This is a genomic window from Actinomadura meridiana (assembly GCF_039537545.1).
Lineage (GTDB): Bacteria > Actinomycetota > Actinomycetes > Streptosporangiales > Streptosporangiaceae > Spirillospora > Spirillospora meridiana.
In genome coordinates, this window is record NZ_BAABAS010000007.1 from 133,973 (window position 1) to 157,302 (window position 23,330).

Annotated in this window: 21 protein-coding genes and 1 tRNA gene; 13 read left to right on the forward strand and 9 right to left on the reverse strand. The window is 69.0% G+C overall.

Going from position 1 to position 23,330, the window contains the following annotated elements; all coding sequences use genetic code 11:
- Positions 1 to 311: 311 nt before the first annotated feature.
- The 4 genes from ABD808_RS18575 to ABD808_RS18590 form a co-directional block, all read right to left on the reverse strand.
- Positions 312 to 1,400, reverse strand: coding sequence for a 2-oxoacid:ferredoxin oxidoreductase subunit beta (locus tag ABD808_RS18575; protein WP_344898276.1), 1,089 nt, complete (start codon positions 1,398 to 1,400; stop codon positions 312 to 314).
- Entirely contained in the window at positions 1,393 to 3,237 is a 1,845-nt protein-coding gene (locus tag ABD808_RS18580; protein WP_344898278.1) for a 2-oxoacid:acceptor oxidoreductase subunit alpha, read from the reverse strand. The genes ABD808_RS18575 and ABD808_RS18580 overlap by 8 nt, the downstream gene beginning before the upstream one ends.
- Before the next feature lie 575 nt (positions 3,238 to 3,812).
- Positions 3,813 to 4,817 (reverse strand): LolA-like protein, encoded by a 1,005-nt coding sequence (locus ABD808_RS18585; RefSeq protein WP_344898280.1) that lies wholly within the window; start codon positions 4,815 to 4,817, stop codon positions 3,813 to 3,815.
- Positions 4,818 to 5,540: 723 nt separating this feature from the next.
- On the reverse strand, positions 5,541 to 6,740 hold the full coding sequence (locus ABD808_RS18590) for a hypothetical protein (protein WP_344898282.1): 1,200 nt from the start codon (positions 6,738 to 6,740) through the stop codon (positions 5,541 to 5,543).
- A gap of 281 nt (positions 6,741 to 7,021) precedes the next feature.
- Here ABD808_RS18590 and ABD808_RS18595 point away from each other — a divergent pair, with 281 nt between their 5' ends.
- Genes ABD808_RS18595 through ABD808_RS18610 form a run of 4 tightly spaced genes read left to right on the forward strand, consistent with a single transcriptional unit; the run spans position 7,022 to position 9,918 of the window.
- Positions 7,022 to 7,393 (forward strand): NADH-quinone oxidoreductase subunit A, encoded by a 372-nt coding sequence (locus ABD808_RS18595; protein ID WP_344898284.1) that lies wholly within the window; start codon positions 7,022 to 7,024, stop codon positions 7,391 to 7,393.
- A gap of 59 nt (positions 7,394 to 7,452) precedes the next feature.
- Positions 7,453 to 8,238 carry an NADH-quinone oxidoreductase subunit B gene (locus tag ABD808_RS38520; protein WP_425548943.1) on the forward strand — a complete coding sequence of 262 codons (786 nt, stop codon included), beginning with the start codon at positions 7,453 to 7,455 and terminating at the stop codon, positions 8,236 to 8,238.
- Complete coding sequence (locus tag ABD808_RS18605; RefSeq protein ID WP_344898286.1) at positions 8,235 to 8,972, forward strand: NADH-quinone oxidoreductase subunit C; 738 nt, start codon at positions 8,235 to 8,237, stop codon at positions 8,970 to 8,972. The genes ABD808_RS38520 and ABD808_RS18605 overlap by 4 nt, the downstream gene beginning before the upstream one ends.
- The gene (locus tag ABD808_RS18610) at positions 8,965 to 9,918 is read left to right on the forward strand and encodes a complex I subunit 1/NuoH family protein (protein ID WP_344898288.1); all 954 of its coding nucleotides are present in this window, start codon (positions 8,965 to 8,967) and stop codon (positions 9,916 to 9,918) included. Before ABD808_RS18605 ends, ABD808_RS18610 begins: the two co-directional genes overlap by 8 nt.
- Before the next feature lie 18 nt (positions 9,919 to 9,936).
- Here ABD808_RS18610 and ABD808_RS18615 read toward each other — a convergent pair whose 3' ends face one another.
- Positions 9,937 to 10,611 (reverse strand): ComEA family DNA-binding protein, encoded by a 675-nt coding sequence (locus ABD808_RS18615; protein ID WP_344898290.1) that lies wholly within the window; start codon positions 10,609 to 10,611, stop codon positions 9,937 to 9,939.
- A 312-nt stretch (positions 10,612 to 10,923) separates the two neighbouring features.
- Between ABD808_RS18615 and ABD808_RS18620 the strand changes: the two genes are divergently transcribed.
- The 7 genes from ABD808_RS18620 (at position 10,924) to htpX (ending at position 18,186) form a co-directional block, all read left to right on the forward strand.
- Positions 10,924 to 11,361, forward strand: coding sequence for a 4Fe-4S binding protein (locus ABD808_RS18620; protein WP_344898292.1), 438 nt, complete (start codon positions 10,924 to 10,926; stop codon positions 11,359 to 11,361).
- Complete coding sequence (locus ABD808_RS18625; protein ID WP_344898294.1) at positions 11,358 to 11,903, forward strand: NADH-quinone oxidoreductase subunit J family protein; 546 nt, start codon at positions 11,358 to 11,360, stop codon at positions 11,901 to 11,903. Before ABD808_RS18620 ends, ABD808_RS18625 begins: the two co-directional genes overlap by 4 nt.
- Positions 11,903 to 12,268 carry an NADH-quinone oxidoreductase subunit NuoK gene (gene nuoK / locus ABD808_RS18630; protein WP_344898296.1) on the forward strand — a complete coding sequence of 122 codons (366 nt, stop codon included), beginning with the start codon at positions 11,903 to 11,905 and terminating at the stop codon, positions 12,266 to 12,268. The genes ABD808_RS18625 and nuoK overlap by 1 nt, the downstream gene beginning before the upstream one ends.
- Positions 12,265 to 14,280 (forward strand): NADH-quinone oxidoreductase subunit 5 family protein, encoded by a 2,016-nt coding sequence (locus tag ABD808_RS18635; protein WP_344898298.1) that lies wholly within the window; start codon positions 12,265 to 12,267, stop codon positions 14,278 to 14,280. The genes nuoK and ABD808_RS18635 overlap by 4 nt, the downstream gene beginning before the upstream one ends.
- A complete protein-coding gene (locus tag ABD808_RS18640; protein WP_344898300.1) occupies positions 14,277 to 15,782 on the forward strand; it encodes a complex I subunit 4 family protein in 1,506 nt (501 codons plus the stop codon). The genes ABD808_RS18635 and ABD808_RS18640 overlap by 4 nt, the downstream gene beginning before the upstream one ends.
- Positions 15,782 to 17,263 carry an NADH-quinone oxidoreductase subunit N gene (locus ABD808_RS18645; protein WP_344898302.1) on the forward strand — a complete coding sequence of 494 codons (1,482 nt, stop codon included), beginning with the start codon at positions 15,782 to 15,784 and terminating at the stop codon, positions 17,261 to 17,263. Before ABD808_RS18640 ends, ABD808_RS18645 begins: the two co-directional genes overlap by 1 nt.
- Before the next feature lie 65 nt (positions 17,264 to 17,328).
- Complete coding sequence (gene htpX / locus ABD808_RS18650) at positions 17,329 to 18,186, forward strand: zinc metalloprotease HtpX (RefSeq protein WP_344898304.1); 858 nt, start codon at positions 17,329 to 17,331, stop codon at positions 18,184 to 18,186.
- A gap of 134 nt (positions 18,187 to 18,320) precedes the next feature.
- Here the strand turns inward: htpX and ABD808_RS18655 are convergent, their stop codons facing one another.
- Positions 18,321 to 18,809 (reverse strand): YajQ family cyclic di-GMP-binding protein, encoded by a 489-nt coding sequence (locus ABD808_RS18655; RefSeq protein WP_344898306.1) that lies wholly within the window; start codon positions 18,807 to 18,809, stop codon positions 18,321 to 18,323.
- 149 nt (positions 18,810 to 18,958) lie between these two features.
- Here ABD808_RS18655 and ABD808_RS18660 point away from each other — a divergent pair.
- Positions 18,959 to 19,043: transfer RNA gene (locus ABD808_RS18660), tRNA-Tyr, on the forward strand.
- A 651-nt stretch (positions 19,044 to 19,694) separates the two neighbouring features.
- Here the strand turns inward: ABD808_RS18660 and ABD808_RS18665 are convergent.
- Both ABD808_RS18665 and ABD808_RS18670 read right to left on the reverse strand, forming a co-directional pair.
- A complete protein-coding gene (locus ABD808_RS18665) occupies positions 19,695 to 20,042 on the reverse strand; it encodes a hypothetical protein (RefSeq protein ID WP_344898308.1) in 348 nt (115 codons plus the stop codon).
- A gap of 305 nt (positions 20,043 to 20,347) precedes the next feature.
- A complete protein-coding gene (locus ABD808_RS18670) occupies positions 20,348 to 20,719 on the reverse strand; it encodes an ATP-binding protein (protein WP_344898310.1) in 372 nt (123 codons plus the stop codon).
- A gap of 528 nt (positions 20,720 to 21,247) precedes the next feature.
- On the opposite strand from ABD808_RS18670, the gene ABD808_RS18675 reads away from it, so the two are divergent.
- Positions 21,248 to 22,525, forward strand: a complete 1,278-nt coding sequence (locus ABD808_RS18675) for a helix-turn-helix domain-containing protein (protein WP_486303654.1) — start codon at positions 21,248 to 21,250, stop codon at positions 22,523 to 22,525.
- Here the strand turns inward: ABD808_RS18675 and ABD808_RS18680 are convergent.
- The gene (locus tag ABD808_RS18680; protein ID WP_344898314.1) at positions 22,506 to 23,165 is read right to left on the reverse strand and encodes an HAD family hydrolase; all 660 of its coding nucleotides are present in this window, start codon (positions 23,163 to 23,165) and stop codon (positions 22,506 to 22,508) included. The genes ABD808_RS18675 and ABD808_RS18680 overlap by 20 nt on opposite strands.
- Positions 23,166 to 23,330 lie beyond the last annotated feature (165 nt).

Genomic DNA, 23,330 nt, shown 5'->3' on the forward strand with positions numbered 1-23,330 from the left:
CCGGGCGGGGTTGGGAGGAGTAGGGGCGGGTACGGGAGGATCGTCCCGCCGACGACCCCTGCTGCGGCGCGGATTGACGCGCATCGTCACCTCCCGGTCACCTGATCCCGCCAGTCTTGCAGGACGCGACGCCGTCCCGCATCGGGACTGCCCGGAAGACCGGTGGCCGCCTGCCTACGTGTGAACCGTGCCCCATTCCACGGGTTTCAATACGCAAGATGATCTCTTCTGGTGGTCTTCTCAGACAAGTGACAGGCCCGGCTCCGGGCAATCCGGGGCCGGGCCTGCGTGAAGCCTGGTAGGCCGTGTTCTCAGTCGATCTGCCAGGTGTCGCCGCTGCTGAGCAGGGCCGCGAGGTCGCCCTTGCCCTGCGTCTCGGTGGCCTCGGCGAGCTGGGCCGCCATCAGCTCGTCGTAGGACGGACGGTCCACGTCGCGGAAGATCCCGATCGGGGTGTGCTCGAACGCGGGCTGGTCGAGCCGCGACAGCGCGAACGCCATCGACGGGTCGGGGTTGTGGGCGTCGTGCACGGCGATCTCGTCCGTGCTGACGTCCGCGACCTGCACGACCTCGAACGAGCCGGACGGGCTGCGGCGCAGTGCCTTGGACCGGTCCGCGCCGAAGATGATGGGCTCGCCGTGCTCCAGCCGGACGGTGATGTCGTCGCGGACGGAGGCGTCCTTCAGAGGCTCGAAGGCGTTGTCGTTGAAGATGTTGCAGTTCTGGTAGATCTCGACCAGCGCGGTGCCGCGGTGCTGGGCGGCGGCGCGCAGCACCGACTGGAGGTGCTTGCGGTCGGAGTCGATGGTGCGGGCGACGAACGTGCCCTCCGCGCCGATCGCGAGCGACAGCGGGTTGAACGGGGCGTCCAGCGAACCCATGGGGGTCGACTTGGTGATCTTGCCGATTTCGGACGTCGGCGAGTACTGGCCCTTCGTCAGGCCGTAAATCCGGTTGTTGAACAGCAGGATCTTCAGGTTGACGTTGCGGCGCAGCGCGTGGATCAGGTGGTTGCCGCCGATGGACAGCGCGTCGCCGTCCCCGGTCACGACCCACACCGACAGGTCGGGACGGGACGTCGCGAGCCCCGTCGCGATCGCGGGCGCCCGGCCGTGGATCGAGTGGAACCCGTAGGTGTTCATGTAGTACGGGAACCGCGACGAGCAGCCGATGCCGGAGATGAACGCGATGTTCTCGCGGCGAAGCCCCAGCTCCGGCAGGAAGGACTGGACGGCCGCGAGGATCGCGTAGTCACCGCATCCGGGGCACCAGCGCACCTCCTGGTCGGTCTTGAAGTCCTTCAAGGTTTGCTTGACGTCGGTCTTCGGGACGAGCGAGAGCAGGGTCTTCTTCCCGTTCCCGTTCACGGCGCCGTTTCCGTTGGTTCCGTTGTCACTCACTGTCGATCACTTCCTGGATCACGCCCTGGAGCTCTTCGGCCTTGAAGGGCAGGCCGCGGACCTGGTTGTAGCCGATCACGTCGACGAGGAACCGGCCGCGCAGCAGCATCGCGAGCTGGCCGAGGTTGATCTCCGGGACGACGACCTTGTCGTAGGAGCGCAGCACCTCGGGCAGGTTCGCGGGGAACGGGTTGAGGTGCCGGAGATGGGCCTGCGCGACGTGCTGGCCCTGCGCCCGGACGCGGCGGACGGCGGCGGAGATCGCCCCGTACGTCCCGCCCCAGCCGATCACGAGGACGCGCGCCGCGCCGGACGGGTCGTCCACGTCGAGGGGCGCGATGTCGTTCGCGATCCCGTCCACCTTGGCCTGCCGGATCCGCACCATGTGGTCGTGGTTGGCCGGGTCGTAGGAGATGTTTCCGGTGACGTCGGCCTTCTCCAGGCCGCCGATCCGGTGCTCCAGACCCTCGGTGCCGGGGACGGCCCACGGCCGCGCCAGCGTCTCGGGGTCACGCTGGAACGGCTGGAACTCCCCGTCCGGTGACGGGGCCGCGAAGTTCGGCTCGATCGTCGGGAGGGACGCGACGTCCGGCAACCGCCACGGCTCGGAGCCGTTGGCGAGGTAGCCGTCCGACAGCACGATCACCGGCGTGCGGTACTTCACCGCTATGCGGGCCGCCTCCAGCGCCGCGTCGAAGCAGTCCGACGGGGACTGCGGCGCGATCACCGGGACGGGCGCCTCGCCGTTGCGGCCGTACATGGCCTGCAACAGGTCGGCCTGCTCGGTCTTGGTCGGCAGTCCGGTTGAGGGACCGGCCCGCTGCACGTCGATGACCAGCAGCGGAAGCTCCGTCGCGACGCCGAGGCCGATCGTCTCGCTCTTCAGCGCGATGCCCGGACCCGACGTCGTGGTGACGCCGAGGGACCCGCCGAACGAGGCGCCGAGCGCGGCGCCGACGGCGGCGATCTCGTCCTCGGCCTGGAACGTCCGGACCCCGAAGCGCTTGTGCTTGGAGATCTCGTGCAGGATGTCGGACGCCGGGGTGATCGGATACGAGCCGAGGAAGATCGGCAACCCGCTCTGCACGCCCGCGGCGACGAGCCCGTACGCCAGCGCGAGGTTGCCGGTGATGTTGCGGTACAGGCCCGGCTGGTGCTCGGCGGGCTTGACCTCGTACTGGACCGAGAACGCCTCGGTCGTCTCGCCGTACGACCAGCCCGCCTGGAACGCCGCGAGGTTCGCCTTCATGATTACGGGCTTGCTGGCGAACTTCTTCTCAAGGAAGGAGGTCGTTCCCTCGGTGGGACGGTCATACAGCCAGGACAGCAGCCCGAGCGCGAACATGTTCTTCGCTCGTTCGGCGTCCTTCTTGGAGATGTCGAACTCGCTGAGGGCCGTGACCGTCATCGAGGTGAGCGGCAGCGCGTGCACCCGGTACTCGGACAGGGACTCGTCCTCGACGGGGTTGGCGTCGAAGCCGACCTTGGCGAGGTTGCGCTTGGTGAACTCGTCGGTGTTGACGATCAGATCCGCCCCGCGGGGGAGGTCCCCGAGGTTGGCCTTCAGGGCGGCGGGATTCATCGCGACCAGGACGTTGGGCGCGTCGCCCGGGGTGAGGATGTCGTGGTCGGCGAAGTGGAGTTGGAAGCTGGACACGCCGGGGAGGGTCCCGGCGGGGGCGCGGATTTCGGCCGGGAAGTTCGGCAACGTCGACAGGTCGTTTCCGAACGCCGCGGTCTCCTGGGTGAAGCGGTCGCCGGTCAGCTGCATGCCGTCACCGGAGTCACCGGCGAAGCGGATGATGACGCGGTCGATCTGCTGGACCTGTTTGGTCACAGAGGAAGACCTCCTCGACGCGCAGCGTCCGCCCTGGGGGAGGCACCCAGGTTCGTGACGCTACTTAGGCTTACCTTCATGGTATGTCCGGGATCAGATGGTGTTAGCGGGAACGGACGGCCCACGGGGACGATGACACGGCTGGTCCCGTGGCGCCCGTTACTCAGTGACCGCCGGTCCGCAGAGGCATGGACCGCGGTCGGCATTCCACCCGACATGTGACGTCCCGCTTTCAGGGAGGTCGTGACCCCGTAACACAAGACGTATCACTTCGGGGCGGGGTTCAGGCGGGTCTTCCGGATTCGGGCAGACCCTATCGGCTGGTACGACCTGGACGGGCCCTCTAGTTCACGCCGAACACAGGCAGCTGCGCTGACGGCACAGGTCGACGTGCAACCGCCTGACCAGCCGACGCGCGGGGATCGTCGAGGAGCCGAGGCTCCCCGGGGGCGTGGAGTTCACGCTCCGAAGTGTAGACAGCGCCAATTCCGGTCGGCGGCACCGCCCCCGCGCCTTACCCTCCTGACGTCTCCGGCAGGAGGTTGTCACGGGCGGGAACGTCGCGACCGGGCAGGTCACGGCGTTGGCGGGGACGCTGACTGGGCGACCTCCGGCGGCGGCGCGCTCCGCGACGGCTTCGGCTTCGGCTTCAGGACGGCGCGGCGCTCGCGGTCGACGGCGGCGAGCAGCTTGGACACGTCCGCCGTGCCCACGGCCTCGCCGATCACGTGGGCCGTCGCCTGGTACGGGTACGAGCCGGGGTTGTCGAGCGCGTCCCGCACCCAGTGCCGCCACTGGCTGCTGGTGACCGTGCAGCGCAGCGCCAGCGACCGGGCGGCCGGAACCGGCCCCGACGTCCGGCAGGAGCCGAGCGCCTTGCCCCGGGACGTGATGGACGCCCACAACGCCGCCCGCGCCCCCGACGGCACCGAGCCCGAGGGCGTCGTCAGCGTGGCCGGGACGTTCACGGTGCAGCCGTTGGTGTTCTGGTCGCAGTTGTCGAACGTCAATGTGCCGGGACGAAACAGCAGCCACGGGTCGGCGGCGCCGCCGAGCTTGGCGACACGCGGCCGCAACTCCGCGAACAGCGTCGCCGGTGCGGCCAAGGGCGCGGCCGTGAACCATGCCGTGTTCTGCCCGGACGGCCGCACGGACAGCAGCCGATGCGGCGCCGCCGTCGCCACCAGGTACTCCGCGCCCGGCGTCTTCACCCGGTACGCGGGGACGCCGTTGACCTTCTCCGTGGGTGTTTTCGCTGTTGTCTTGGTGAGCGTCTGGGCGATGTGTTTCGGGCCGAGCACGCCCGGCACGTCGAAGCCGGGCAGGGCGGCGGGCGCCTTGGACCAGCGTCCCGCGTAGTACTCGGGGTGGCGGGTCTCCCCGGCGTAGTCACGCCAGAACACCGTGCCCGCCTTGATGAAGGTGTCACCGTCGACGGCGACGACGTCCGCCCGCAGAGTGCCCGCCGTGAGCGCGCCCGTAGCCAAGCCCGCCGGAGTCACCCGCAGATGCGCCTGGACGGGCCTGCCGCCCACCGTCAACGTCCCGTCGTACCGCACGCCCTTACCGGACGTGAGCAACTGCCCCGCCTGAACAGACCAACCCGGAGGCCCGGCAGGCGCCGCCGGTTTCACCGGTTTCCCAGACGGCTCCCCACCCCCGGTCAACACCACAGCCAACACCGAGCCCACGACAAGCGCTCCAGCCGCCGCCCCCGCCACGGCGACCACCCGCCGCCTCCGCGAACCACCTCGGCCCCCGGCGTCAGCCCCAACCGCCGCCCCGGCCCCGGCACCCGGCCCGGCCTGTGGTCCGCCGAGCAGCCCGACCTGTGGCCCGGCTCCCGGCGCGGCCTGCGGCCTGGGTCCCGGCGCGGCCTGCGGTCTGAGTTGCGGTCCGGTTCCGGTGCCCGGCGCGGGACCGGCTGCCGGTATGAGCGGAATTCCGTCCCGCGGCGTGTCTCCCGGCCTGAGTGGTGGGCCGACGCGTGGGCCGTGTTCGGGGAGTGGGGGGCGGGAGGGGTCCGCCGGGGGCGGGGGGTCCTGGTCAGCGCTCACTGGGTCTCACTCTGCTCACTTTTGGGGCCCGCACATCGGGCCCGACAGTCAGGCACAAAGCAAGGGGTTTTGGTGGCGGCCTCCGGGTGGTGCCGACGGGTGCGCTGCGGCAAGGGGGGCGCCGTCGGTCCCGGGGGGCGCCTTATGAGCATAAGGGTGCCCGGTGGCGTTTCCCCCGGAACCGGGGGAAACGCCACCGGGCGGTGGCCCTGTCGGGATCAGCGCGCGGTGCGGCCGACCTGGGGGTTACTCGCTGTCCAGGCCGTTCTGCATCGCCTGGACCTCTTCGGACGTGGCGCCGATCACCTTGTACGAGGCGTGCTTGTAGAACGTTCCGCCCGTTCCCTTGGCCCAGCTCGTCCAGGCGCTGCTGGTGACCCGGCAGCTCGCCCACTGCGGGCTGGAGCTGGTGATGGTGATCCGGGTCGTGCAGTTGCCGAGGTCGCGGCCGGTCAGCGTCGTGGCGGTGATCCGGAACCGGACGTCGATCGTGACGGGCGTCTCCACGTCGTACGGCGGACGGATCTGCGCCTCGACCGTGCAACCGGAGTTGCCGTTGCAGCCGCCCTTCTTCCACTCGGAGACCCGAGGCTGCGCCGAGCTGTTGAAGGAGTCCTTCAGCTCGCCGATGTTCGTCCGCATGTCGGAGATGACGGACGCGGCGTCGCTGGCGCTCTTCGGGGTCACGTCCACCTGGACGCGCGGGGTGGTGGCCTCGTAGCGCAGCAGCTGCGACTCGTCCTCGTCGCTGATGTAGATCGTGGACGAGAACGTGCTGAACTTCAGCGCCTTCTTGCCCTTCCAGTTCGTCTCGATCGGCTTGATCTTCGAGCGTCGGGCGGAGGCGAGCTGGCTCGCCAGCGCCGTCGGCGACAGCTGCGCCTTGAAGTCGATGTTGAGCTCGTCGGTGTCCATCCGTCCCCACTGCTGACCGGCGGTCAGGTAGTACGGGTCGTCGGAGGCGGAGATCTCCCGCTTCCAGTAGGACTGGTCGGCCTTCACGAACAGCTTGCCGTCGGCCGACAGGATGGTGACGCGGTCGCTGTTCCAGGTGACCGGGCCGGTCGCGCGGCCGCCCTTGGTCACGGTCAGCTCACCGGTCAGCGTCCCGGCGCCGCCGAACGTGCCGTTGAGCGCGACGGCGCGGGCCGTGGACACGCTCGTCTCGGCGGCCGTCAGCTTCTCCTCCGGCGTCTTGCCGCCGTTCGCGGCGAGCACGAACACCACGACGCCGATCAGGACGAGGACGACCAGTCCACCGCCCAGCAGGGCCGCGATCAGCGCGCCGTTGCCGCGCTTGGGCGGCGGCATGCCCGGACCCATCGGGGCGCCGGGAGGCGGCGGGAAGAAGGGCGGCGGTGTCCCCGGACCGCCGTATCCGCCGGGCGGGGGCGGTGGGCCGCCGGGGGCTCCCGCTCCACCGGGATGCCCAGGCACGCCCGGCATTCCGGGCCCACCCGGCATTCCGGGCCCGCCCGGACCCGGTCCGCCGGGCCCTGCGGGCGGCGGCGGAGGCGGCCAGGAGGCACCGCCCGGAGAGTCCCACCCCGGGGGCGGCGGAGGGTTGCTCATCTGGTCACGTCCTTCCAGGTCAACTGACCCCAATGCAAAGCCTAGTCTGTAGTAAAACCATGACATCCCGCGCCTCCGATGTGGAGGTACAAGGTCACATTCCCCCGAGCGCCGTTGAAGGGGATACTGGATGAGACGCAGCCGGGGAGGCTCTGGTGCATAACTATTTCGACACGTATGTCGTGGTAGTCGGCCTGCTCCTCGTCGGCGCCGGGATCGTCGGGGGCGGTCTGGCGGCGAACCGGATGCTGCGTCCGAGCCGTCCCACGGCCGAGAAACTGACCACGTACGAGTGCGGTGTCGACCCTGTTGGGGAGGGTTGGGCGCACTCCTACGTCCGGTACTACGTCTTCGCCTACCTGTACGTGGTGTTCGCCGTGGACGCGGTGTTCCTCTTCCCTTGGGCGACGGTGTTCTCCGCTCCTGGGTACGGCGCGGCGACGCTCGGCGAGATGTTCGTCTTCCTGGGGTTCCTCGCGGTCGGGCTCGCCTACGCGGGCAAGAAGGGCGTGCTGTCCTGGGTCTGATCCCGGGTTGATTCCTCTGGGCCTCTGGCCAGATCGCGGTGGGCTGTAACAATGCTCCCGTGGGCACTATCGATCTACCGCCGCCGAGCGTGGGACCGCTGTCGCGGCTGGCGCCGAAGCCCGTCAAGTTCGTGCTCAACTGGGGCCGCCGCTACTCGCTGTGGGTCTTCAACTTCGGTCTGGCCTGCTGCGCCATCGAGTTCATCGCGACGTCGATGAGCCGCCACGACTTCATCCGGCTCGGTGTCATCCCGTTCGCGCCCGGGCCCCGGCAGGCCGACCTCATGGTCGTGTCCGGGACGGTGAGCGACAAGATGGCGCCCGCCGTGCGCCGCCTGTACGAACAGATGCCCGAACCCAAGTACGTCATCTCGTTCGGCGCCTGCTCCAACTGCGGCGGCCCGTACTGGGACTCCTACTGCGTGACGAAGGGCGTCGACCAGATCGTGCCCGTCGACGTGTACGTGCCTGGCTGCCCGCCGCGTCCGGAGGCGCTGTTGCAGGGCATCGTCCGGCTCCAGGACAAGATCGCCGGTGAGTCGCTCGGCGACCGTTACGCTCCCCGCGACGGTGACGGCTCCGGCGAGCCGGTGAGCCCGCCGCCCGCGCCGCGTCCGTTGGCTGCGACGGTGTTGCGGCGTCCCGTCCAACCGCCGCCAGTGCCGGACGAACCGCACCCGGCGCCGCCCGAGGAGGAGCCGCCCGCCGACGAGGTGTTCGTCGAGGAGGAAGTGGTCTTCGAGGACGAGGTGCCGGTCGCCGCCGACGTGCGCGATCACGATCCGTCGATCATTCCGGGGCTCGTCGACGACGGCCACGACGACGAGATCGGACGCCACCGGTGAGCGACGAACCGGTCGTCCAGGCGCTGTCGGAGGCCTGGACCGCCCGTTTCGCCGACGAGATCTCCATGGAGGAGACGCACGGCGGCCTGGCCGTCGGGGTGCCGCCCGAGCATTGGCTGGACGCGCTGACCTTCGCCCGCGACGACCTGTCCTGCGCCTTCTTCGACTGGCTGACCGGCGTCGACGAGCTGGCCGAGGGTTTCGCCGTCGTCGTGCACGTGTACTCGCTGGAACGCCGCCACCACCTCCTCATCCGGACGCGCGTCCCGAAACGCGCGCCCGTCCTGCCCACGGCCACGGGCGTCTATCGCGGGGCCGGATGGCACGAGCGGGAAACAGCGGAAATGTTCGGCATCCTCTTCGAGGGCCATCCGAACCTCGTCCCGCTGCTGCTCCCCGACGGGTTCGAGGGCCATCCGCTCCGCAAGGACTTCGTCCTCGCCGCCCGCGTGGCCAAGCCCTGGCCGGGCGCCAAGGAACCAGGCGAATCGGGCCACGGCGCCCCGAGTCGCCGCCGCGTCCGTCCACCCGGCGTACCCGACGAGGGCGCCTGGGGCGCCGCCGCCGAACGCGCGGCCCGCCCCCGCCGCGCCCACCCCCCAGAAGGCGAGCCTTCCCCGGAGGCGGGCGCTTCGGCGACCGCGGCGGAGCGCCAGCCGAACGAGGACGGTCCCGGCGGCCCGCCTCCGGGGTCTGGGGAGCGTCCTCCGGAGGGGGAGGGGCGCGATGGTTGAGGTTGTCGTCAAGCTGGCGCTGGTCGCGGGCGCGTTCGCGTTGTTGCCGTTGCTGGTCGGGCAGGCCGAGCACAAGGTGATGGCCCACATGCAGGGGCGTCTCGGACCCATGTACGCGGGTGGTTTCCATGGCTGGGCGCAGCTCGTCGCGGACGGCGTGAAGTTCGCGCAGAAGGAGGACGTGGTCCCCCGGGACGCCGACCGGTGGGTGTTCAAGCTGGCTCCGGGCGTGGCGCTCGTCCCGTACCTGCTGGTGTTGCTGGTGATTCCGGTCGGGCCGGAAGGGCAGGTCGCGCTCGACCTCGGACCCGGGATCTTCTTCGCGCTCGCGGTGATGGGTGTCGGCGTGATCGGCGCGATCATGGCGGGCTGGGCGAGCGCGAACAAGTACTCACTGCTCGGCGGGATGCGGGTCGCGGCGCAGCTGATGTCGTACGAGCTGCCGATGGTGTTCGCGGCGTCGTCGGTGGCGATGGCGGCGGGCACGCTGTCGATGCAGGGGATCGTGGACGAGTGGCGCTGGTGGTGGCTGCCCTGGCAGGCGGTCGGCGCCGTCGTGTTCTTCGTCGCCGGGCTCGCGGAGCTGCGGCGCCCGCCGTTCGACATGCCGGTCGCCGACTCCGAGATCATCTTCGGCCCGTACACGGAGTACGGCGGGCTGCGTTTCGCGCTGTTCCTCCTCGCCGAGTACGCCGGGATCGTCGTGTTGTGCGCGTTGACGACCGTGCTGTTCCTCGGCGGCTGGAAGGGTCCGTTCCTCAACACCGAGCTGGGATGGTTGTGGACGCTGCTCAAGGGCGGCGTGCTCGCGTTCTGCGTGATCTGGCTGCGGGTCAGCTACCCGCGCATGCGCGAGGACCAGCTCCAGAAGCTCGCCTGGGCGTGGCTGGTGCCGCTGTCGCTGGCGCAGCTCGCGCTCACCGGCGTCCTGCGGGTCGTCCTCTGACGTATCTGGTCGGCTGACTCAGCGCAGGAAGATGGTGAACTCGGCCATCTCCGGGAGGACGTCGGGCGGGATGTCGGCGTCCACCGCCATCTCCTCGGCGGACACGAAACCGCCCTGCTGTTCGCGGTGGCGGACGATCCGTTCCACGAACTCGGCCTTCATGCCGGGCAGCGCGGCGAGGATCTCCGGCGGCGCGTGGTTGACGTCCACGAGACCGCCGTCATCGTAGGTGCGGGGCACGTCGGGACGTCCGATCCGCAGCTCCCGGGCGAGGGCCGGGTCTTCGGTGGCGAGCGCGCGGGCTTCCTCGCGCAGCGTCCGGCGGTACTTGGCGACCTCGATGGCGTGCTGGTTGAGGCGGTTGCGCGGCACCTCGCGGGGGAAGACGGACTTCCGCACGGCGAAGGCGTGCCCGGTGCCCGCGATCCACAGCATGATCGCCATGAGCACGCCGATGGCGACGAAGAACGGGTCGTCGGACCCGACCAGCGACACGACCCCGGCCGTCCCGACGCCGTATCCGGCGGCCGTCGCGCCCAGGCTCCACGACTTGCGCTTGACCGCCGCGTAGAGGAAGGACACCGGCGTCCCGTACCCGAGGGTGATGAACGGGACGAACGCCCACAGGATGCCGCGCGTCGTCTCGCTCGGCGGCGGGACGGGCGCGACGGGCGTCGGGGGCACCGACGTCATCGGCGGAACGGGTGGAAACGGTCGCCCCGGGAACGGCGGACGCCATCCCGGTTGCCCGTACCTCGGCGACGCCTGCTCATGCCCAGGGTGGTCTCCGTGTTGGCTCACAAGCCCTCCCCGCCCGCGAACGCGGCCACGACCACGCCCCCCACGTGCAGTAGGACGAACGCAGGCCCGGCCGCGTTCCCCCGAAGACGATCCTGCGCAATCATGGGGCGCGTGGGACGGCTACCAGGAGGCGGGCTGGCCAAGGGGCTGGCGGTCACGTTGCGAACGATGACGCGGCGTTCCATAACGCGTCAATACCCCGAAGTGCGGCCCGATCTGCCTCCGCGCAGCAGGGGAGTCATCGCGCTCTTCGAGGAGAACTGCACTGTCTGCATGTTGTGCGCCCGCGAGTGCCCCGACTGGTGCATCTACATCGACTCCCACAAGGAGACCCTCCCGGCCGAGGGCGGCGGACGGGCCAGGACCCGCAACGTCCTCGACCGGTTCGCCATCGACTTCGCCCTCTGCATGTACTGCGGCATCTGCATCGAGGCGTGCCCGTTCGACGCGCTGTTCTGGTCGCCGGAGTTCGAGTACGCCGAATACGACATCGCGGAACTGACGCACGAGAAGGAACGGCTGCGGGAGTGGATGTGGACGGTCCCGCCGCCGCAGGCGCACGACCCGTCCGCCGAACCGCCGAAGGAGATCGCCGCCGCCGAGAAGGCCGCCGCCCGCGCCTCGCGACGGGATCCGCGATGAGCGGCCAGGAGGTCGTGTTCGTGCTGCTCGGCGTCGTAGCGGTAGGGGCCGGGATCCTGGTGGTGACGACGCGGAACCTCGTCCACGCGGCGCTGTGGCTGGTGTTGTCGTTCGGTGCGCTAGCGGGCGGTTATCTCGTCCTGACCGCGGAGTTCGTCGCCTGGGTGCAGGTGCTGATCTACGTGGGTGCGATCGTCGTGCTGCTGCTGTTCGGGATCATGTTGACGCGGGCGCCGATCGGCGACTCCGCCGACCTGGACTCCGGCAACCGGTGGGCGGCCGCGGCCGTCGCCGTCGCCACCGCCGCCGTCCTGGTGACCGTGATGGCCATGGGTTTCCGGGACGAGCGGATGCCGTTGCGCGAGGGCGGCGGGTCCGCCGACGAGTTGGGCGCCGCGGTGTTTCGGACGTGGGTGCTGCCGTTCGAGGTCCTGTCGGTATTGCTGCTCGCGTCGCTGGTGGGCGCGATCGTGCTGTCCCGATCTGACATTCGTGCCCGTCCCGAGGCGGGGGCGCGGGCGGACGAGAAAGGCGACGGCTGATGCATCTCGCCTACCCGACCGTCGTCGCCGCGCTGCTGTTCTCCGTCGGCGTTTACGGGGTGCTGGCGCGCCGCAACGCGATCCTCGTGCTGATGTCGGTCGAGCTGATGTTGAACGCGGTGAACCTCAACCTCGTCACGTTCGACATCTGGTACCAGGACAGGTTGCACGGTGGGCAGGTCCTCACCCTGTTCACCATCGTGATCGCGGCGGCGGAGATCGGGCTCGGGCTTGCGATCGTGCTGCTGGTGTATCGGAACCGGCGGATGGTGGACGTTGACCGGCTCCGCGATCTGGCTGAGGACACGGCTCGTCCCGCCGAAGTCGAGCGGGAGGCCGAGCCGGTCGAGGAGGCGGCGCCGTGATCTGGCTCGCCTCGCTGGCGGTGTCGCTGCCGTTTCTCGCCGCGTTCGCGGGGATGTTGTTCGGGCCGTCTTTGACTCGCGTCCTCGGCGGGCGTCCCGAGGCTCCCGCGCCGTTGCGCAACGGCCCCGCTTTGATCGCATGTTTGCCGATCGCGGTCTCGTTGGTGCTGGCGGCGGTCGCCGCCTTCGTCGTGTGGCGCGACCCCGGCGAGCGGACCGGTGAACTCACCGTCATCCAGACCGGGTCGGTGCCGATTCGCGTCGGGCTCCAGGTGGACGGGCTGGCCGCCGTCGTCGGGCTGATGGTCTGCTGCGTCGCGCTCGCCGTCCAGGTGTACTCGGTCGCGTACATGCGGGGCGACCGGCGGTACTCGTCGTACGCCGCGTTCGTGTCGATGTTCACGGCCGCGATGCTGCTGGTCGTGTACTCCGGCGACCTCCTCGTCCTGTACGCGGGCTGGGAGGTCATGGGCATCTGCTCGTACTTCCTGATCGGCCACCACTGGGAGGACCGGGCGAACTCGCGGGCCGCGGTCAAGGCGTTCCTCGTCACGCGGCTCGGCGACGTCGGGTTCCTCCTGGGCATCCTGGTGCTCGGCACCCAGGCGGGCTCGTTCGAGATCGACGAGATCCTGCGCGACCAGGGCGCCCTGTCCGGGACGACCACGACCGTGGCGGCGCTGCTGCTCCTCGCCGGTGTCGCGGGCAAGAGCGCCCAGTTCCCGCTGCACACCTGGCTGCCGGACGCGATGGCGGGCCCGACCCCGATCAGCGCCCTCATCCACGCGGCCACCATGGTCGCGGCGGGCATCTACGTCGTCGCCCGGCTGTACGACGTGTTCGTCACGTCCACGGCCGCCCTGACGGTGCTCGCCGTCGCCGCGGTGATCTCCATGGTCGGCGCGGCGCTCGCCGCCCTCGCCCAGGACGACCTGAAACGGGTCCTGGCGTACTCGACGATCAGCCAGCTCGCCGTGATGGCCGCCGGGCTCGCGGTCGGCGCCTACAACCCGGCGATCTTCCACCTGCTCACGCACGGCGCGTTCAAGGCGCTGCTGTTCCTGTCCGCCGGATGCGTGATCGTGGTCGCGGGCTCCAACCTGCTGGCGCACTACGGCGGCCTGCGGCGCGGGATGCCCATCACGTTCTGGTCGATGACGGTCGGTTTCGCCGCGCTGGCGGGCGTCCCGCCGTTCAGCGGCTGGTTCAGCAAGGACTCCGTCATCGAGGCCGCCCAGCACGCGGCCCTGCACGGCGGCGAGTCCACGTCCGCGACGGCGCTGCACCGATTCTCCGTCGACGACACCTCGTCGCTCCAGTGGCCCGGCGACGTCGTGCCCACGTTCCAGAAGTTGCCAAGCGCCTATCAGTCGGAGCTCTCGATTGACCTGCGCGCTGCGACCGCCGTCGTGGACCTGCCCGCCGGTGTCGCGTGGCTGGTGTACCTGGGGTTGCTGCTGACGGTCGCGTTGACGGCGGCGTACGCGATGCGCGCGTGGCTGATGACGTTCTTCGGCGAGCCGCGCGGGACGTACGAGATCCGGGAACCGTCCAGGTTCATGTCGTGGACGGTCGCCGCGCTCGCCGTCCCCGCCGCGATCCTCGGTTTCTTCGGGCTCGGCAAGGAGGACCTGCGTCCGCACCTGGGCGCCGCGCTACTGAGCGTGCTACTGGTCGCGGTGGGTGCGGGTGCCGCGTACCTTCTCTGGAACCGTGACCCGGCGCTTGATCCCGCGCGCGCTCTGGGTGGCGTTCGTCCGGTGTTGGCGCGGGCCTTCTACGTGGACGAGCTGTACGCGGTTGCGATCGTTCGGCCCGTGCAGGCGTTGGCGCGGTATGTCGTGACCTTCGACCGGCGCCAGGTGGACGGTGCCGTCGTCGGGACGGGGCGCGGCGCCCGATGGCTCGGCGGGCTTCTGCGCGTCCCGCAGAACGGCAACGCGCAGACCTACCTGACCGGCCTGCTCGCCGGTGTCGTCGTCATCGTGGCCGGGGTGGTGATCTTCCTGTGATCTTCGTGCTGATGATGGCGATCCCCCTGGTCGGGGCGCTCGCGATGCTCGTCCCCGGGAATCGGTTCCTGCGCACCGACGCCGCCGTCCGGGTGTTCGGGACGGCGGTCTCCGGTGCCACGCTGCTGGTTGCGATCTCCGCGCTGATGGCGTTCGACTTCGGCGCCACGTCCCGCATGCAACTCGAAGTCGACCGGGAGTGGGCGCCCGCGATCGGCCTGCGCTTCCACCTCGGCGTCGACGGGATCTCCCTCCCGCTCGTCGTGCTGACGGCGCTGCTGACGTTCCTGTGTTTCCTCTACACGCTGCGGCACCCGCCCGCGGGCGGCCTGATCCGGCTGCTGACCGCGCTGATACTCGTCCTCGAGGTCGGGATGATCGGCACGTTCGTCGCGCTCGACCTCGTGCTGTTCTTCGTGTTCTTCGAAACCGTCCTGATCCCCATGTACGTGGTGATCGTGCTGTGGGGCGGGACGGGACGCCGCGCCGCCGCCTACAAGTTCATCCTCTACACCCTCCTCGGCTCCGGACTCCTGCTCGCCGGGATGCTGCTCGTCGGCGCCAAGGCGGGCACCCTCGACATGACGGAACTGGCCGCCCGGCACGGGTCGGGCCTCTCGCACGGCGTCCAGGTCGCGGCGTTCGCGCTGATGGGCGTCGGGTTCGCGGTGAAGGCGCCGATGTGGCCGCTGCACACCTGGCTGCCGGACGCGCACACCGAGGCGCCGACCGTCGGCTCGGTCCTGCTCGCCGGGGTGCTGCTGAAGATGGGCACCTACGGGCTCGTCCGGATCGCGCTGCCGCTCGCCCCCGACGGCGCCGAGTTCTGGGCGCCGTGGCTCGGACTCCTCGCCGTCATCGGGATCATCTACGGCGCGCTCGCCTGCCTCGCCCAACGCGACCTGAAACGGATGATCGCCTACTCGTCCGTCGGACACATGGGCTTCGTCCTGCTCGGCATCGCGACGCTCACCCCGGTCGGGATCAATGCCGCGCTGTTCGGAAACATCGCGCACGGCCTCATCACCAGCCTGTTGTTCTTCCTCGCCGGATCGGTCAAGGAACGCTGGGGCACCGCCGACATGGACGCGATCGGCGGCGGGATGCTCGGCACGTCCCCGCGCCTGGCGTCGATCCTGACGTTCGCGTCCGTCGCGTCCCTCGGGTTGCCGGGACTTGCCGGATTCTGGGGCGAGATGCTGGCACTACTCGGCGCGTACCGTCCCCACGCCGACCTGCCGCGCGAAACGTTCGTAACGTTCATGGCCGTCGCCGCCCTCGGTGCGGTACTGACCGCCGCGTACTTCCTGCGGATGCTCGCCAAACTCACCCACGGCCCGGCGGACGGGACCGCGTCCGCCCGCACCCCCGCCGCCGTGTCCGTCCAGGAATACGCCGCCTGGACGCCGCTGATCGCGCTCACCCTCCTGGTCGGCCTCTGGCCGAAGACCCTGCTGGACGTGACGACCGACCCCGTCCGCGCCCTGTTCGGAGGCGGCTGATGATCCAGAGCATCGACTACGCGGCGATCGCGCCGCCGCTGATCCTCGCCGTCGCCGCGATAGCCCTGTTGCTCGCCGACGCCTTCGACGCGCCGCGCCGCGTCCTGTCCCTGCTCAGCGGCGGATCCCTCGTCGCCGCGTTGGCCGCCGTCATCGTCCTCGCGCCCGGCGACCGCCGCGCCACGTTCTGCCTCCCGGACGGCCTACGCGGCGACGGCCCGCGCTCCTGCTCCTACGTCGCCGACGACTTCACCCTCCTGTTCCAGGGCATCGTGCTCGGCGCCGCCGTGATCGTCGTCCTCCTGTCCCTCCAGGAGATCACCGACTCGAAGATGCCGGTCGGCGAATACCACTTCCTTCTCCTCGCCGCCGTCATCGGCGCCCTCACACTCGTCGCCGCGCGTGACCTCGTCCTCCTCCTCGTCGCGCTGGAGACCCTCTCCCTCCCCGTCTTCGCCCTGTCGGCGCTGCGCCGCTACGACGGGACGGCGTCCGAAGCGGCGTTGAAACTGTTCCTCGTCTCCGTCGTCTCCACCGCGGTCATGCTGTTCGGGATCAGCCTCGTCTACGGCGCGACCGGCGCCATGCACCTCGACCGCATCGCACCCGCCCTCGCCGACCTGCCGTCCGACCTGGACCCCGTCGCCACCGCCGGTTCGGTGCTCATCCTCGCCGGATTCGCGTTCAAGGTCGCCGCCGTCCCGTTCCACTTCTGGGCGCCCGACGTCTACCAGGGCTCCCCACTGCCCGTCGCCGCGTTCCTCTCAGTGGTTTCGAAGGCGTCCGGCTTCGCGGGCCTCGCGATCGTCCTCGCCCTGGGCCTGCCCTCCTACGCCCACGTGTGGGGCCCGGCCATCGGCATCATCGCGGCCGTCACCATGACCGTCGGCAACCTTGTCGCGCTCCGCCAACGCACCGCGATCAGACTCCTGGCCTGGTCATCGGTCGCCCAGTCCGGCTACATGCTGGCGCCCCTCGCCGTAGGCGATGACCGGCTCCCCGAGGCGGTCGCCGCCACCACCGCCTACGTCGCCCTGTACGCCGTCATGAACCTCGGCGCGTTCGCCGTCGTGATCGGCTTCAACCGCCGCCTCGGCGCCCGCCGCTGGGACACCCTCGACGACTACCGCGGCCTCGCCCGCCGCAGCCCCGCCGTCGCCACCGCCCTAGCGTTCTTCCTCATCTGCCTAGCCGGACTCCCACCCGGCGTCATGGGATTGTTCGCCAAGGTGGTCGTATTCCGCGCCACCGTCGCGGGCGGGGTCACCTGGCTGGCCGCCGTCATGGCCGTCAACACGGTGATCGGTCTGTACTACTACCTGGTCTGGGCCGCCCGTCTGTTCACGCCCGCGCCGGGCCCGTCCTACGACCCTGTGCGCGGCGTACCCGTCCGCGCCGCAATCCTCTCAACCGCCACCGCCGCGCTTGTACTCTCAGCGGCCCCGCAAATCGTCCTACAGACGGTGTCGCAAGCTACCTAGCGGGAACGTTGACCCAGGTCAAACCGTTGACGCTCATGTCGGGGTCGACGGGGAGGCAGGCGGAAGTGCAGTTCAACGGCGTCAAAACGGCAGCGCTGATCGCCGCGCTGTCAGCCTTGATGCTCGCCGTCGGCTGGGTGGTCGGCGGCGGCACCGGCCTGACGATCGCCCTCATCATCGCGCTCGCCACCAACGGCGTCGCCTACGCCTTCAGCGACCGCATCGCCCTACGCGCCATGCGCGCCCACCAGGTCGGCGAGGTCGAAGCCCCCGTTCTGTACCGGCTCGTCCGCGAACTGGCGACGTCGTCCCACCAGCCCATGCCCCGCCTCTACGTCTCCGAGACCCGCCAGCCCAACGCCTTCGCCACCGGCCGCAACCCCCGCAACGCCGCCGTCTGCTGCACCCGCGGCATCCTGCTGATCCTGGACGAACGCGAACTACGCGCGGTCCTCGGCCACGAACTGTCCCACGTCTACAACCGCGACATCCTGATCTCCTCGGTGGCCGCCGCCATAGCCACGGTGATCACGTACCTCTCCCACCTGGCCATCTTCATCCCACTGGGCCGCTCCGACGACGACGAGGGCCCCGGCCTCCTAGGCGCCCTCCTGATGGTCATCCTCGGCCCCCTGGCCGCCGCCGTTGTCCAGATGGCCATCAGCCGCACCCGCGAATACTCCGCCGACGCCGCCGGCGCCCGCCTCACCGGCGACCCCATGGCCCTGGCCTCCGCCCTCCGCAAGATCGACGCGGGCACCCGCGCCATGCCCCTGCCCCAGGACCCCGAACTGGCCACCACCAGCTCCCTGATGATCGCCAACCCCTTCACCGGCAGCGGCATAGGCAAGCTCTTCTCCACCCACCCCCCCACCGCCGAACGCATAGCCCGCCTAGAACGCATGGCCGGCCACCGCCACTGAAGCAGGCCACGGGGGACGTGGAACTCGGACGAATTCGACCGAACTATCTCGAACGAAGCCGCGTCATAACCCACGAGAGCGCGCCGGCCACTTCTGCGGGGGATGAGGCCGGCGCGCTCCCTACGTCCACAACGTCACCTGTAGTTGACAAACTGCAACGCCACATCAAGGTCCTTCCCCTTGAGCAGCGCGATGACCTGTTGCAGATCGTCCCTCTTCTTCGAGCTGACGCGCAGCTCCTCCCCCTGGATCTGCACCTTGAGGCCCTTCGGCCCCTCGTCCCGGACGATCTTGCCGATCTTCTTCGCGTCCTCCTGGGCGATGCCCTCCTTGAGCGCCACGCCCAGCTTGTACACCTTCCCCGACGCCTTCGGCTCGCCCGCATCGATCGCCTTCAGCGAGATCCCCCGCTTCACGAGCTTGTCCTTGAGCACGTCGAGCACCGCGTTCGCCCGCTCCTCGGAGTTCGCCTGGATCTCGATCGACTCCCCGGACCACTTGATTCCCGCGTCCACGTTCCTGAAGTCGAACCGGTTCGCCACCTCCTTGGCGGCCTGGTTCAACGCGTTGTCGACCTCCTGCCGGTCGAGCTTGCTGACGATGTCAAAAGAGCTGTCGGCCATCGCACACACATCCCCTAACCAGCAACGTTCACGGATCCAGAGAGCCTAGCGCCCGAAGATCAGCCCCACACCACGGCGCCACGCCTCGATGTCACACCCACTCCCACGGTCCGCTATCCTCTTCACAGCCGTCGCGCCAGCGACACCACGGCGGGTTGCCCGAGTGGCCAATGGGAGCGGACTGTAAATCCGTCGGCTTAGCCTACGCAGGTTCGAACCCTGCACCCGCCACCACCGCAGTAACAGCCTCTGACCAGCGCAAACGGTCAGAGGCTGTTCGCATTCCAAGATCCTCCACACGCAGCCAGACGCCACCGGATGCACCCGTATGTCACTGGTCCCGGAATATACGCGGAATGAATCCGAGAGCGTTCCCGCAGGTCGGACGGGGAACGGAGAAGGGGCCCGGCATAGACCGGAGCCCCCACAGGGTAGGACGCATCAGTCGTCGAGCGCATCGTCAATCCGCTGGTTCGCCCTGTCGTACTGTCCCAAGATGCACTTGGCATAGACCTGCAAGAGAACCTTGACGCTGTGCCCCGCCCGTTCGGCCACCTCAGTTGCCGGAACACCCGGAGTTGAGCCACAGCGACACCCCCGCGTGCCGTAGGTCGTACGGCCGCCGCACCAGGGGAGAGGCAACCTGTTCCGGCGTGAAGGCCAGAGCCCGAGTCGCTGCCCATACATCGCCGTAGGCAGTCGATCCGACGACGCCGCCCCGCTCAGTCTGGAAGATTCTCCCGTCGTCGGCCGTTCCGAACTCGGCGAGATGTTCCCGAAGGATCTGCACCAAGACCGGCGGAACCACCCGTATGTCACGAGTCCCGCCCCTATGAACTGACGGTCGCTCCTCGAACCCAGACCACGCCACGGCCCGAGCACTGCTCAGGTTTTACTGCCAGTTACCTCGGTCAGCGCACTATGCGCCCGCGCTGATAGGTGATGCGCCACGATGAGCATGTTTCCGGTGTGCTCCACCTCCAGTAGCGCGATCCCTGTCACAGCAAACCATTCCTGGTCCCGACGCGCCTTCTCGCTCTCCCGGACCGCCGTACCACGCTCGTGAACCATTGCGACCAGGTCCGTCACGTGTCCAATGACATCGGTCAGGGTGTCCAGCGCGGACGCCACCTCAGACAGCGTCAGCTCATCCATGGCCCCGCCACGCACCGCATCACCAACACCCTCGACCCAGGCGGACAACAAGTCGAACTGGTCTTGGGCCTCACCCATCAACACGCCTCCCTACGGAATCCCCGCAGGTACTCCACCGCTGACAGTTGAATCTCTGGTCGGGGCCGAATTCCGAGTCGTGGGTGATCACGATGAGTCCTCCGAAGGGTTGAACGCCACACGGGCGTAAGGGGGCGAGGAAGTCTCTACCTCGCGTAGCGCCAAGACGAGACGCGCATGCTCCACGCGGCGGGTGGCCCACCCACGTTCAGCGTCCGGCACAGCGAAGCCGCGAGACAGCCACGGCCCATACACGCGCACCACCGCGAGCTGAAACCACGTGTCGACCAGGACATCATCGGGAGTCATCGCACCCACTCCGCGTAGACGACCTTGCCGCCGTCTTCATGGTCGAAGCGCACGCCCCATTCGTCGGCGACCTGCGCGACGACCCACAACCCGCGCCCGCCCACCGACTCAGCCGAAGGGCGGCCCGCCACGGGACGCATGGGGTCGGCGTCCCAGACTTCCACCACGTACACGCCCTCGTGGTCGTCAGCGTCGGAGAAGGCGTCCACCTGGATCGTGTCGGTGCCCGCATGCCGGACGGCGTTGCTCACCAGCTCCGAGGTGACCAGACCCACGTCATCGGGATCAATCGGCCAATCAGCCGTGATCTCCGCGACATGCTCCCGCGCCACCTTCACCTTCACCGGATCAGGCTTGAACTCGATCATCAGACATCAGCCTCCCGGGCACCTGCCCGCGCCTTTCAACGGGGTGGAAGCGAGTCCGGCGATACGGGGCCCCACCCGTCACCTCCGTCCGCTGGCGCCGGGGGCAAGCCAGACCAGACATCGGAGACCCGCGCCGTATCACCGGACCCGCAGCTTTTGATCAGGCCACGTCAGCCTGAGCGGGCCCGGAACAGTCCACGCACCGCTCCCGGCGCCGCTCCGGACCACGCACAGAACCACGCCGCGCCAGCAACAGATTGACCCGAGACGACACCCACGACCACCCGCGCCCCATGCACGCAGCACAGTTGTTCGTTCCGTCGCCGTACCCGGCCCCGTCACTTGCCTGCTCATCACGCATGAGGCCAACTCTCGCGCCTCGTAACGTCCTATTGAAGGTCCTATAAAGGTCCTTGTGAGGACGCTATGAGGACCTATTCACTAGATCCAGGCGTCAACGTGTCCGCCCATGGCCCTTATGAGAGCTAGAGTCGGACTCGCAGAGGACTCACAGTGGAGGGAACGAAGATGGTTCGCCCAGCGGGCAACGCACGTCTCAAGGCCGCTCGACAGCACGCCGGGTATGCGTCGCAGCAGGCGCTAGCCGACGCCATGACGACAGCCGCCCCTTTGCTGGGCTTGGGCAACCTTCAGATCAGCGCACGGCAGATACGCCGATGGGAGTCCGCATCACCGCCATGGCCCCGCGCCGACCACCAACGCCTCTTGGCCCATCTACTCCATCTGCCGATCGAAGAACTGGGCTTCACCCCACCCTGGGAAACGGCCGACGCTCCCACGGCTCCACGACCCAGCGCGCCAACTCCTACGACCACCGGCCAGAGCACGGGCGCCACCCTGCCCCTACCTACGGCCAACTCCGCCGTTCAGCCACCCACGGTCGGAGCCGACTTCGCCGCCATCAACGGAGCGTTGCGCCGCCTCTACTTCTCCGTCCAGCCCGCCCAGCTCCACCCCACCGTGGTCGAACACACCAAGTTGGGCACGCAGCTTCTCGCCGAGACCGCAGGCGTCCCACGAAGAATCCTGGCGACCGCACTCGCCGAGTCCCTGCTACTCGTCGGCCGCATCGAGTTTTTCGACCTACGCCGCCCCGAGGACGCCGACGCCTCCTACGTCCGAGCCCTCCAGGCCGCAGGCGAAGCCGACGACCCCCTACTAGGAGCCGCGATCCTCGCTCACGCCGCCTTCATCCCCGGATGGGACGGCCGACGCGACGAAGCCGCCGAACGCATGCGCGCCGCTCGCACCTACGCCCGACGCGGCACCGCACCCGCCGAGTTCCTGGCATGGCTGGACGCCGTCGAAGCCGAGTGCGAAACCCGATGCGGCCACCCCCGCGAGGCACTCCGCCTCATCAACCACGCCGAACACACGCTCTCCGAGAGCACCGGACAACCGGCCCCCGACTGGTTCAACTGGTTCTCCCCGATAAGCCTTGCCTCCTTCAAGGGAGACACCCAGCTCAAAGCCGGTCAGCCCGCCCAAGCCAAAGCCACCCTCGTGGGAGTCCTGGACGCGATCGGCGACACCAACGCCAAACAGCGCACCGTCATCCTCGGCGACCTGGCCGCCGTCGAGGTCGCCCAACGCAACCCCGAGGCCGCATGCTCCTACGCCGAACAGGCCCTAGATCAACTCGCGATCACCTGGTACGCCACCGGCATGGACCGCGTCCACCAAGTGCGCCGCGCCCTCCAGCCCTGGGCCGACACCGATCACGTCCGCCACCTGGACGACCGCCTCTACGGATGGCAGACGACCCTCAGCGCGCTCCAGCGTTGAACCCAGCGACACGGCCCGGAAGCTCAGCCAGCGAATCAATCCGCATCGTCGGAACGCGGTCGGCTTCCGGGTCGTCCTGCTGAATGATCCCCCACGGCCCCCGCCGGATCAGCGCCGTCCGCAACCCCACCTCAGCCGCAGGCATGATGTCGTTGTCCAACCGGTCACCCACGTACAGCACTTCCCCAGCCTCACACGGCGCAGCCTCCACCACACACCGGAAGAACCCCGGATCAGGCTTGGACACCCCCCAGTCATCAGACGTCGCGACCATGTCACACGGCAGCTCCAACGACCGCAAGATGCCCCCAGCCCGCACCGTCTGATTCCCCGCGATCCCCACCCACAGCCCATCACCCCGCAACTTCGCCAACGTCGGCCGCGCATCCGGATACAAGTCCTCTTCCCCAAACGTCTCAGCCCGCCCCACCGACGCCCGCTCCTCACGCTGCCCCGTCAGATCAAACCCCGGCGCAAACACCTGGAACGTCTCCCGATAGTCCAACCCCCGAGCAATCACCGCCCCAAACATCGCCGAAAACGTATGCCGAGGCACCCCCAACCAGTCAGCCCACGTCCCATACTCTCGGGTCTCGTTCACCAGGCACTCACCAACATCGAACACCACAGCTCGGATCACGATCACCAGCCTACGACGGCGGCCCAGAACCGTAGAGCGCGGCGGAGCCTCTTATGCGGTACAGCGTGCATCTCAAGGGTGATGTGCGGGTCGGGCTAGGCTTCCACGCTTAGGTATCCGACTTGTCTGATACCACGGACACGTCCTACTCTCCCCTGTAAGCTG

What these genes read in the sequence shown, in the direction of transcription:
- ABD808_RS18675 (WP_486303654.1), top strand. Translation starts at nt 21,248, where the DNA reads ATGGTTCGCCCAGCGGGCAACGCACGTCTCAAGGCCGCTCGACAGCAC.
- ABD808_RS18610 (WP_344898288.1), top strand. Translation starts at nt 8,965, where the DNA reads ATGGTTGAGGTTGTCGTCAAGCTGGCGCTGGTCGCGGGCGCGTTCGCG.
- ABD808_RS18670 (WP_344898310.1), bottom strand. Translation starts at nt 20,719, where the DNA reads ATGATCGAGTTCAAGCCTGATCCGGTGAAGGTGAAGGTGGCGCGGGAG.
- ABD808_RS18655 (WP_344898306.1), bottom strand. Translation starts at nt 18,809, where the DNA reads ATGGCCGACAGCTCTTTTGACATCGTCAGCAAGCTCGACCGGCAGGAG.
- nuoK (WP_344898296.1), top strand. Translation starts at nt 11,903, where the DNA reads ATGCATCTCGCCTACCCGACCGTCGTCGCCGCGCTGCTGTTCTCCGTC.
- ABD808_RS18645 (WP_344898302.1), top strand. Translation starts at nt 15,782, where the DNA reads ATGATCCAGAGCATCGACTACGCGGCGATCGCGCCGCCGCTGATCCTC.
- ABD808_RS18665 (WP_344898308.1), bottom strand. Translation starts at nt 20,042, where the DNA reads ATGGGTGAGGCCCAAGACCAGTTCGACTTGTTGTCCGCCTGGGTCGAG.
- ABD808_RS18615 (WP_344898290.1), bottom strand. Translation starts at nt 10,611, where the DNA reads ATGACGTCGGTGCCCCCGACGCCCGTCGCGCCCGTCCCGCCGCCGAGC.
- ABD808_RS18590 (WP_344898282.1), bottom strand. Translation starts at nt 6,740, where the DNA reads ATGCCGGGCGTGCCTGGGCATCCCGGTGGAGCGGGAGCCCCCGGCGGC.
- ABD808_RS18625 (WP_344898294.1), top strand. Translation starts at nt 11,358, where the DNA reads ATGAGCGGCCAGGAGGTCGTGTTCGTGCTGCTCGGCGTCGTAGCGGTA.